General features: G+C 47.8%; 3 protein-coding genes. All 3 read right to left on the bottom strand.

The genetic code is table 11. The features are described 5' to 3' along the window. Window positions 1–218: 218 nt before the first annotated feature. Window positions 219–524, bottom strand: coding sequence for a 2Fe-2S iron-sulfur cluster-binding protein (locus H6S82_RS23945; protein ID WP_190473926.1), 306 nt, complete (start codon window positions 522–524; stop codon window positions 219–221). Between the two features lie 171 nt (window positions 525–695). Then, window positions 696–2,447: a TolC family protein gene (locus tag H6S82_RS23940; RefSeq protein WP_242057091.1), complete on the bottom strand. Its 1,752-nt coding sequence runs from the start codon at window positions 2,445–2,447 to the stop codon at window positions 696–698. A gap of 133 nt (window positions 2,448–2,580) precedes the next feature. Next, the coding region (locus H6S82_RS23935; RefSeq protein ID WP_191056820.1) for an efflux RND transporter permease subunit at window positions 2,581–3,629 on the bottom strand (1,049 nt) is incomplete at its 5' end.

The raw sequence follows: 3,629 nt of genomic DNA, 5'->3' as shown, positions 1-3,629 counted from the left end.
AGGGAGCGGGGGAGTGGGGGAGTGGGGGAGATCGATAAGAACATTGAGCCCGAAAAAGAAGGTAGCAGACTCAAATTTATTGTCAGTCCAGTATTGGCTCATTGGAGCTAAAAACTAGGTTTCTTAAGGATGAGAATAACCTCGTTTTTGTAAGTACTGGACTGGCGCTCTAGAAATACCTGACGAGCAGCACAAAGCGCTCAAAACAAACAACCTACTTAACGTTTGGACGGCTTCGTAACCACGCTAACTGGGCCATTTACGATCGTTTGACAGGCCAGACGGCAATTTTGGCCCCTGTTCTTCAGTTTCCGATTTTCCACCTCAGTACGCGGCGAAAGGTTTTCCATACCTTCAGCAATCTCGACAACGCAGGTACCGCATTGACCGTAACCCCCACAATTCATGGCTTTTCCCATGAAAGTGTAAAGGTCGATCTTATTTTCCAGCATTTTCTGTCTTAAATTAGCACCGCTGGCTACAACTATTTCTGTATTTTCCTTGACAAATTTGATATTACCCATTAAAGATGCCTTCTGCGTCAAAGTCTCCATAACCGCAAGCCCTTCATAGCTATCATTTTATTTTACTTAAATTTACCTTATTTTAAGAAATATTACAAATTATGTCGCTGCTATGACAAAACTGGCCTGACGTGCTACCAGTCAGGCGGTCAATTGAGCCGAAATTCTAAGTTAGCGAGAAACAGCAGGAGCGCTGCTAGAAAGGTTGCTAATAGACCGTTGCAGATTTGCCCGATTGTAGTCGATAATAGCTCGTACCCGGTTACCTTCCGCCCGCGTTAATTCAGTTTCGGCATCGATCACCTCAGTTTGAGTGCCCACACCTGCCTGAAAGCGCAAACGAGCCAGACGGAGAGCTTCCCTCGCTTGATCCAAGGCGACATTAGAGGTTTGAATATTTTCCAAGTTCGATTGCAACTGGTAATAAGATTGTTCCACCTGCAAGCGGATTTGATTGCGGGTATCGGCAAAGCGAGTTTCGGCGATCTCTTTGTCAGCTTGTCGCTGAGCAGCTCTAGCTTGTGCAGATCCGCCATCAAACAAACTCCAGCGCAGCCTTGCTCCTATAGAGTAGCCATCGGCAATTCCAAGACCGTCGTTAAATACATCTAAAACATTGTAATTGGCGAATAAATTGAGCTGAGGTTTGCGGGCAGCCAGCTCGGCGCGTCGCAACTCTTCGTTGATATTTCTTTGGGCTAACTGCTGTTGCAATTCCGCACGGTTCTGAAAAGCTTGTATGATGCTTTGCTCCAGCGTTAAATCCCACAAACCTGCAATTTCCACCGGATCGGCAGCAGAAAGATTCACAGACTGGGGCAGACTTAATAACTGCGCCAGAACGCGACGATTGATTTGCTGTTGAGAGCGATCGCGAATCAAATTTTGGTTTTCATTAGCCAGCTGAACTTGGGCACGCAGGACATCAAATCGAGTTCCCAATCCAGCCCGCTCCAGTAGTTGGGCATCCCGCAAACTCTGCTGGGCGTTCTCCACAGCCGCCTGGGAAATGCGGACTTGTTGGTCGGATTGTTGCAAATCGTAATAAGCACTCGTGATGTCCAGACGAGTTTGTTCGCTCAAACGCTCGACTTCCAGCTGGCTGTTCCGCACCTGTTCTTCCGCTGCCCGAATTTGGGCAGCGCGACGACCGCCGGTGAACAGATCGTAACTCAATCCCAACGTTCCGTTAATGCTAAACGAGCCTTCTTCTATTTGATCTACCCCTTGCCGATTTGCTCGCTCAATACTCAATTCGCTCTGAGTCGATCGTCCACCAGCAGCATCCACTTGCAGATCCGCCGTAGGATATAAAGCCGCCTGCGCCTCTCGCAGCGCCGCCCGCGTCCGTTCCAGCTCAAGCAACGCGATCTGAAGCTGTCGATTGTTACGCCGCGCCAGTTCCAAAACTTGTTGCAGCGTCAGGGGCTGCGTCACCTCTATATTCACTTCTTCCGGTCGAGTCGGAAACTGTAAAGGATTGGGATTGGGTTGGAGATTGCTGGGGACTAAAGTTTCCGGGACGCGATTTTGAGCGATTAATCGGTTTTTGTCGGCAGTATTATAGCGATCGTTTGACATTTCAATGTGCAAATCCGCCCCTAATGACGCATTATTAGCATTATCTTGATTTTTGACGATGTGCTGCTCTACCCCAGTTTGACGGCTGGGTAAACGATTCTGAGTCAGCACACCGTTATCGTGGGATGTCGAGACATGGCACGCAGCGTCCCGACACAACTCATTGTTTAGAGCAAAACTAGGCGTACTGCTACCGAGAATCGTTGTCAACTCTGCTAACGCAGCACTCACACTCACAACCACAAAATGACGAAATTTTGGCATATATTTTGGAATCGTTTGCTGCCTAGATGGCTGATAATTTGTGCAAACTAGGGCGTCGGGAAGAGGGAAGGAAGTCAAAAGTCAAAATTTAAAAGTCAAAAATAAGAGCAAAAAGGAGAAATATCGATCTATATGGCGTTAAAACGAAAATTGGCTATTTAAATCCAATAAATTCCTAGTTTTGACTTTTGACTTTTGACTTTTGACTTTCCTATTCCCGACGCCCTTTCATCAGCCGAGCTTGAGCCGAAGTAGCGATGACGTAAAACACCGGCACTATGTAAAGGCTCAAGAAGGTAGAAATTAGCATACCCCCTAAGACGGTCATTCCCAAAGAAACCCGGCTGGCAGCACCGGCACCGGTAGCGATAGCCAGCGGAATTAAGCCAAAAATAGTGGAAAATGCCGTCATCAGTATAGGACGAAACCGCACCAAACCAGCCTCAATAGCAGCTTTGGCGATCGGCAAATTCTGCTCTTGGCGCAATTGGTTGGCGAATTCGACGATCAAAATCGAGTTTTTCGTCACCAAACCGATCAGCATAATCAAACCAATTTGGCTGTACACATTTAAATCCAAACCCCGCAGCAACAAAGCCCCAAAAGCACCCAACAGGGACAGGGGTACAGCTAACAGAATCACTAAAGGGTCGATATAACTTTCAAACTGGGCAGCCAAAACCAGGAAAATAAATGCTAAAGCCAGACCGAAAATATAAATTGTCGATTGACCGGCTTCTTTAAACTCCAGCGACTCACCCGACAAAGTAGTGCGGATATCAGTCGGTAGTTGCTGCTGCGCCAGATTCTGCAAAGCATCGAGAGCCTGACCCAAACTTTGACCCGGAGCGGGACTACCAGAAATAGTAGCAGCTCGCGATCGATTAAAGTGATTGATTTGAGGAGGCGTCGTTGAAGGAGTCACCTTCACCAAGTTAGTCAGCGGAATCATTTGTCCGGGCTGGGAACGCACATAAAACTCGCGAATATTCTCAGGAGAAGCGCGGAAGCGATCGTCTGCTTGCACCACAACCTCATAGCGCCGATTCTCCCGGTTAAAGCTGGTAATTTCTTGTCCGCCCAAGAGAATTTGCAGCGTGCGGGAAATATCTCGCACCGACACACCCAAATTAGCAGCTTGCTCCCGGTTAATCGTCAGAATCAACTCTGGTTGATTGAGTCTTAAATCCGTATCCACGTTCACCAGTTGGGGCAGCTGTCGCGCTTTTTGAGCTAACTTCTCCGCTTCTTGTGCCAGCG

The sequence above is a fragment of the Planktothrix sp. FACHB-1355 genome, assembly GCF_014748295.1.
GTDB classification, from domain to species: domain Bacteria; phylum Cyanobacteriota; class Cyanobacteriia; order Cyanobacteriales; family Aerosakkonemataceae; genus Aerosakkonema; species Aerosakkonema funiforme_A.
The sequence above is the reverse complement of the archived record's forward strand: the minus strand, read 5'-3'. Positions and strand labels throughout refer to the sequence as shown.